The 6,420-nt window shown below is 64.7% G+C and carries 6 protein-coding genes; 1 reads left to right on the top strand and 5 read right to left on the bottom strand.

Annotated elements, in window-relative coordinates; genetic code table 11:
• Positions 1-38 precede the first annotated feature (38 nt).
• From BMG07_RS27570 to hppD, 5 genes are all read right to left on the bottom strand, one after another.
• Entirely contained in the window at positions 39-971 is a 933-nt protein-coding gene (locus BMG07_RS27570; protein WP_198087202.1) for an MBL fold metallo-hydrolase, read from the bottom strand.
• Between the two features lie 4 nt (positions 972-975).
• Positions 976-2,667 carry an AMP-binding protein gene (locus BMG07_RS27565; protein ID WP_198087201.1) on the bottom strand — a complete coding sequence of 564 codons (1,692 nt, stop codon included), beginning with the start codon at positions 2,665-2,667 and terminating at the stop codon, positions 976-978.
• 140 nt (positions 2,668-2,807) lie between these two features.
• Positions 2,808-3,683, bottom strand: coding sequence for a phenylalanine 4-monooxygenase (gene phhA, locus BMG07_RS27560; protein ID WP_198087200.1), 876 nt, complete (start codon positions 3,681-3,683; stop codon positions 2,808-2,810).
• Between the two features lie 28 nt (positions 3,684-3,711).
• Positions 3,712-4,533, bottom strand: coding sequence for a transporter substrate-binding domain-containing protein (locus BMG07_RS27555; protein ID WP_198087199.1), 822 nt, complete (start codon positions 4,531-4,533; stop codon positions 3,712-3,714).
• Between the two features lie 31 nt (positions 4,534-4,564).
• Complete coding sequence (gene hppD / locus BMG07_RS27550; RefSeq protein ID WP_198087198.1) at positions 4,565-5,692, bottom strand: 4-hydroxyphenylpyruvate dioxygenase; 1,128 nt, start codon at positions 5,690-5,692, stop codon at positions 4,565-4,567.
• 155 nt (positions 5,693-5,847) lie between these two features.
• Here hppD and BMG07_RS27545 point away from each other — a divergent pair, with 155 nt between their 5' ends.
• Positions 5,848-6,321 carry an Lrp/AsnC family transcriptional regulator gene (locus BMG07_RS27545; RefSeq protein WP_081270170.1) on the top strand — a complete coding sequence of 158 codons (474 nt, stop codon included), beginning with the start codon at positions 5,848-5,850 and terminating at the stop codon, positions 6,319-6,321.
• Positions 6,322-6,420: the final 99 nt, after the last annotated feature.

Genomic DNA, 6,420 nt, shown 5'->3' with positions numbered 1-6,420 from the left:
ATTTGCGAAATCGAAACTCGATTGAAGCAAAAACCTCTTCAGGTATTGCGAATAACCGCGCCATCCATTTCGGCAGCCCCGACAGCGATCAATTCATCAAGAATGTCGCAGGTCAACTGACCCAATTCAACACCTGCAAAGAAGCGCGCGCGTATCGCTTCGAGATACGGTGTCCCGCGCAGCCAGGAATGCCAGTCTTCGGCGGCAACGGCATGCATCTCCAGCAGCTTGAACTTCATCAGCACCTTGATCGCGTGCCGCGCGTGCTTCACAGGATCACGTTGCAGCCCCGCAAGTCGCTTGCGCGCGATGACGAGCGCTTGGCCGACATCGTCAAAGACAGCCCCGTGCCCAGGAATCACCTGCAAGGGCGCGAGCGTTTCGATCAGATCCAGCGTCGCAGCGATGTCCCCGAACGAAGGCTCGCCGGCGAGCTCCGGAAATGCGATGCCGAAGCCGTTCTCCCACAGCGCGTCCGCGGAAATCAGCGTGCGCGATAGGGCGTCGAACAAGATGACCGAGTGAGGATCGTGGCCTGGCGCGGCATGTACCTGCCACGGCCTGTCACCCAGCACGCATTCCGTCCCCGGCCGCAACAGCCCGGTGAACGTGAACCGGGGGCAACTCTGCCCGGTCGCCAAAAAACTGAGCCCTCGCTCGTCCCAGCGAGCCACCAATTCCGCCTCGCCCGGCGGAATCTCCGTCCGAATCGACGGATAGCGCGCCTGCAACGCCGCATTGCCCCCGCAGTGATCGCTGTGCAGATGCGTGTTCAACACGCGATCGAGCGGCCGATCGCCCAGCACCGACTCCACCAGCGCCAAAGTCTGCTCGGCATGCGTCGAATATCCGGTGTCGACCATCGCCGTCTCTTCGGCCCCGACGAACAGGATGTTGTTGGACGACAGCCATCCGCGCTCGAACACGACCACATTCGCCGGCAGACCGGCGCTCGCCGATGCATGGCTCATTCAATCAAGCGCCGGCACTGGTGCGAAGCTCGCGCCGAAGAATCTTCCCCACATTGGTCTTCGGCAGCGAGTCGCGAAACTCGATGTGCTTCGGCCGCTTGTAGCCGGTGAGTTGCGAGTGGCAGTACTGGAGCACGGCGTCTTCAGTCAGCGCGGGATCCCGACGGACTACGAACACCTTGATCGCCTCGCCCTGCTTCTCGTCGGGCACGCCCACGGCCGCGCATTCCACGACACCCGGGCACAGCGAGATCACGTTCTCGAGCTCGTTCGGGAACACGTTGAAGCCACTCACCAGGATCATGTCTTTCTTGCGGTCGACGATGCGGCTGTAGCCATCTTCCTGCATCACCGCGATATCGCCGGTACGCATGAAGCCATCTGCAGTGAACGCCGCGGCAGTCTCGGCGGGCTGGTTGTAGTAGCCCGTCATCACGTTCGGCCCCTTGATGCAGAGCTCGCCGGACTGACCCAGCGGCACCGAATTCCCGTCGTCGTCCTTGATCGCGATCTCGATGCTGGGCAAAGGCAGTCCGATGGTCCCCGTGAACTCGGTGTTCGACACCGGGTTGTTGGTGCCAATCGCGCAGGTCTCGCTCATGCCCCAGCCTTCGATCATCGGACAGCCCGTGGCTTCGAACCACTTGCGCGCCGTGCCTTCCGACGCCGCCATGCCCCCGGCCTGCGAGACGAACAAGGTCGAGAAATCGATCGACTTGAAATCCGGATGCATCAGCAGCGCATTGAACAGCGTGTTCACCGCAGGCAGCATGTGGAACGGCCGCTTCTTCAGCACCGAGATGAACTTGTTGAAGTCGCGCGGATTCGGAATCAGCGTCATGTGCGAGCCCTGGCGGATCACCAGCAGGCACAGCGTCAGCGCGAAGATGTGATACAGCGGCAGTGCCGCGATGCTGTTGACCTTCGCGAGGTCTCCGGCGCGCGACAGCGCGGGCGTGAACCACGCCTCGGCCTGGAGCGTTGCCGCCACGATGTTGCGGTGCGTCAGCACCGCCCCTTTCGACAAGCCCGTCGTGCCGCCCGTGTACTGCAGGAACGCGATCGAATCGAGCGTGGTGCCGTCGGGCCCCAGCTTGCGGCCGCGCCCCTCGGCCATGACCTGGCTGAACGGCGTCACCGTGCGCCCGTCGCTCAGCGGCAGCTTGTAGGCCGGCACGATCTTCGCCAGGTGCCGCACGGCCGCGGTGATCCACGCGCCATACAGGCCACCGAGCAGGTCGCCCATCGACGTCACGACCACGTGCTTCACGGGCGTGCGCTCGATCACCTTTTCCAGCGTCGATGCGAAGTTCTCGAGAATGACGATCGCCGTCGCGCCCGAGTCCTTCAGCTGGTGCTCCAGTTCGCGCGCCGTGTACAGCGGATTGACGTTCACGCAGGTGTAGCCCGCGCGCAGCACGCCGCACATGGTCACCGCGAACTGCGGAATGTTCGGCAGCATGATCGCCACGCGCGCGCCGGGCGCGAGCCCGAGCGACTGCAGCCACGCACCCAGCGCCTTCGACAGCGTGTCGAGCTCGCCATAAGACATCCAGCGTTCCATGCAGACCGAGAACGGCCGGTCGGCATAGCGGCCGAAGGCTTCCTCGAACATGTGGGGCAAGGACCGGTACTGCTCGGGATGAATCTCGTGCGGTACGCCGGCCGGATAGTTCTGTCGCGCGGATGTCTGCATGCAAGCTCCTTTGGCGCGGATTGTGGAAGGCAGTGCCTCCCCGCCGCCAGCGGGCTTGTCCTAGGGAGCCCGCCTGTGCTGTCGCGCGCGCGATAGCGGCGCGGCGACTGACAGGCGTCCGCTGAAGAGCGGCAAAGGACTCAGGCCTTGCCCGATTCGCCCGGCAGCAGCACGCCGGCCTCGACGTCGGACGCCGTCGTCAGCGCTTCGTACAGCGGTGCGAAGTCGGGCGCCGTGAGGTCGAACAGCTGCGTGAAGCTGTCGATCACGAAGTAGTTGGCCTGGTACGTGTCGATCTTGTAGCGCGTGCGCATGGCGCGCAGCAAGTCGAGCGGCAACCGGCGCGGCTCGTCGCTGAGCACCGCGTGCTTCAGCTCGCCCACCGAACTCAGGATGCCCGCGCCGTACGCGCGCAGGCCGTCGGGCTGGCGGATCAGCCCGAACTCCACCGTGTACCAGTAGAGCCGCGCGAGCTTCTCGCCGGCGCCCAGCTCGTGTGCCTTGATGCCGCCCGCGCCGTAGCGCTGCACGTAGTCGGCGAAAGTCGGGTCGAACAGCATCGGCACATGGCCGAACAGGTCGTGGAACACGTCGGGCTCGACGATGTAGTCGAACTCTTCGGGCTTGCGGATCCAGTCCGTCACCGGGAACTTGCGGTTTGCCAGCAGCGTGAAGAACGGCAGCTCCGGAATCAGCCCCGGCACCGCGACGATCTCCCAGCCGGTGGCGCGATGCAGCCGTTCGTTGAGTTCGTCGAAGCGGGGAATGCGGTCTTTCACGCCCAGCGACGGCAGCGCCTTGATGAAGGCGTCGCAGGCCAGCCCCGGCAACTGCGCGGCCTGGCGTTCGTAGAGCCGCTTGTAGGTGTCGTGGTCGGCCGCGGTGTAGCTGGCCCAGTCCTGCGGGCAGGTGTAGTCGGCCAGCACGGTGCCGCCGCGCGAGTAGTCGCCGCGCGGCGGGCGGTCCGAGGCGCCGTACACGGCGGGGGTGACAACTGCGGCGGGGGAGGAATCCATGAAAACGATCTCGGGGAAAAAGAGTTGCTTACTTGAGCCAGCGGTCCATCGTCCGCTGGAAGTCGCCGCCGGCCTGCTGCAGGTGCAGCCACTGGTCGACATACGACTTGAAGGCCACGTCGTCGCGCGGCAGCATCCAGGCCATTTCGCCGTACTGCAGCGGCTTGTCGGGGTTGACCGCGCACAGGCCCGGCTTGAGCTTCTGCTGCGTGATGGCCTCGGCCGCCTCGGTGACGAACACGTCGGCGCGGTTCGCGAGGATCTCGTCGAAGATCGTCACGTTCTCGCCGTGCAGCGTGAGCCTGGCCTGCTTGAAATTCGTCCGGGCAAAGCGCTCGTTGCTGCCGCCCGGGTTGAAGATGACGCGCACCGACGGCTTGTCGATGGCGGCCACGCTCTGGTACTTGGCCACGTCGGCGCAGCGCGCAATGGGCGTCTTGCCGTTGACCATGTAGGGCGCGCTGAAGAAGGCGCGCTTCTGCCGGTCGGTGGTGACCGACACGCCGCCCACCGCGATGTCGCACTTGCCCGCGGCCAGGTCGGGCAGCAGGTTGGCCCAGGTGGTCTTGATCCACTCGGGCCTGGCGCCCAGGCTTGCGCTGAAGCCCGTCATGAGGTCGACGTCGATGCCCTCGAAGGACGTGTCGGCCTTCTGGAAGCTGAAGGGCTTGTAGTCGCCCGGCGTGCAGATGCGCAGCACCGCGGCCTTCTGCACCGTGTCCAGGTGCGACGACGAAGAAGCGCCCGCCGCCGGCCCGGACGCCGGCGGCATGGCGCAGCCCGAAAGCACGGCGGCAGCCGCCGCGATGAAGGTCAGGCCGATCGATGAAGACGTACTGCGGTTGCGCATGCCGGGCTCCTAGGCAAAAGGGAAGGGGCCCTTATTTTGCGGCGCTGAGCACGCCGCGGCGCATCTGGTCGAGCTCGATGCTCTCGAACAGCGCCTTGAAGTTGCCGTTGCCGAAGCCGTCGTCGCCCTTGCGCTGGATGAACTCGAAGAAGATCGGGCCGAGCTGGTTCTCGCTGAAGATCTGCAGCAGCAGGGCGTCCTTCTTGCCGTCGATCAGGATCTTGCGCTTCTGCAGTTCGGCCACGCTCTCGCCGTGTTCCGGAATGCGCTTGTCCACCAGTTCGTAGTACGTGTCGATGGTGTCCAGTAGCGTGACGCCCTTGGCGCGCAGCGCGTCGACCGTCTTGTAGAGGTCGTCCGAGCCCATGGCAATGTGCTGGATGCCCTCGCCCTTGTACATGTCCAGGTACTCCTGGATCTGGCCGGCCTGTTCCTTGCCCTCTTCGTTGATCGGGATGCGGATCTTGCCGCAGGGGCTGGTCATGGCCTTGCTCTTCACGCCCGTGACCTGGCCTTCGATGTCGAAGTACTTGATCTCGCGGAAGTTGAACAGCTTCTCGTAGAAGCCGGCCCAGACGTTCATGCGGCCGCGGTACACGTTGTGCGTCAGGTGGTCGATGTAGGTCAGGCCGTTGCCGAACGGCGAAAGCGCCTGCTCGGGCGCCACGCCGGGCAGCGCCTCGAAGTCGACGTCGTAGAAGCCGATGTTGCCGATGTCGCCGGGCTTGGCGCCGTTCTTGCCGGGCCAGCGGTCCACCAGGTAGATCAGGCTGTCGCCGATGCCCTTGATGGCGGGAATGTTCAGCTCGCCCGGGCCGGCCTTGTCGGCAAAGCCCCAGGCGCCGAGCGACGTGGCGCGCTCATAGGCCTGCTTGGCGTCCTGCACGCGGAAGGCGATGGCGCACACGCTCGGGCCGTGCTCGCGCGCGAACTTCTGCGCGAACGAATCGGGCTCCGCGTTCAGGATGAAGTTGATGGTGCCCTGGCGGTACAGCAGCACGTTCTTGTGGCGGTGCTTGGCAACGGCGGTGAAGCCCATGCGTTCGAACACCTTGCCCATGGCCACCGGATCGGGTGCCGCGTACTCGATGAATTCGAAGCCGTCGGTGCCCATGGGGTTGTCCCAGGGCGTGAAGGCGGGTGCGTCGGCGTGGCTCATGTGCAGTCTCCGAAAAGTGGGGGAGGGGTTTGGAATTCAGGGAAAAAGGCGCGAAATCGGCCAGTCATGCAATGTAGGGTGGATGGCTCTCAGGTTTTCTGCGTTTCTGGGCGCTGATGGTGGCTCTCGCGCAGTAAAACTGCAAGAATGGCGAAATGGAAGCACTGGACAAGATTGATAGGCTCATTCTGCGCACGCTGCAAGCAGACGGACGCGCAACTTACGATCAGCTCGCGGAGCAGGTGAGCCTGTCGCCCAGCGCGGTGCTGCGGCGGGTCAAGCGGCTCGAGGAAAGCCGGGTCATCGACCGCTACGTGGCCCTGGTCCAGCCCGAAGCCATCGGCCTGGGGCTCACGGCCTATCTCAATGTGCGGCTCGAAAAGCACACCGAGACCCACAAGCGCAACCCCATGGACCTGTTCCGCGCCAGCGTGCAGACCTGGCCGGAGGTGGTCGAATGCGCCGCCCTCACCGGCGACATGGACTACCTGCTGCGCGTGGTGGTGGCCGACATGGCCCACTACAGCCGCTTCATCATGGACACCCTGCTCAAGCACCCCAGCGTGGAAGATTGCAAGACCAGCTTCGTGCTCGACCGGGTCAAGGCGACCACGGCTGTTCCCGTTTAGCCACGGTCGAGCCGTGGTCGGTTGCGCCAGCGCCACGGGCTCCGGCACTGGTTCACGAATGTGTCCCGCAATTGACCCTGGTGGCTTGAAGATTAAGGG

The sequence above is a fragment of the Variovorax sp. E3 genome (assembly GCF_016082275.1).
In the GTDB taxonomy this organism is placed as follows: domain Bacteria; phylum Pseudomonadota; class Gammaproteobacteria; order Burkholderiales; family Burkholderiaceae_C; genus Variovorax.
This window is presented reverse-complemented; position numbering and strand designations above follow the sequence as displayed.

What these genes read in the sequence shown, in the direction of transcription:
- BMG07_RS27565 (WP_198087201.1), bottom strand. Translation starts at nt 2,667, where the DNA reads ATGCAGACATCCGCGCGACAGAACTATCCGGCCGGCGTACCGCACGAG.
- BMG07_RS27570 (WP_198087202.1), bottom strand. Translation starts at nt 971, where the DNA reads ATGAGCCATGCATCGGCGAGCGCCGGTCTGCCGGCGAATGTGGTCGTG.
- BMG07_RS27555 (WP_198087199.1), bottom strand. Translation starts at nt 4,533, where the DNA reads ATGCGCAACCGCAGTACGTCTTCATCGATCGGCCTGACCTTCATCGCG.
- phhA (WP_198087200.1), bottom strand. Translation starts at nt 3,683, where the DNA reads ATGGATTCCTCCCCCGCCGCAGTTGTCACCCCCGCCGTGTACGGCGCC.
- hppD (WP_198087198.1), bottom strand. Translation starts at nt 5,692, where the DNA reads ATGAGCCACGCCGACGCACCCGCCTTCACGCCCTGGGACAACCCCATG.
- BMG07_RS27545 (WP_081270170.1), top strand. Translation starts at nt 5,848, where the DNA reads ATGGAAGCACTGGACAAGATTGATAGGCTCATTCTGCGCACGCTGCAA.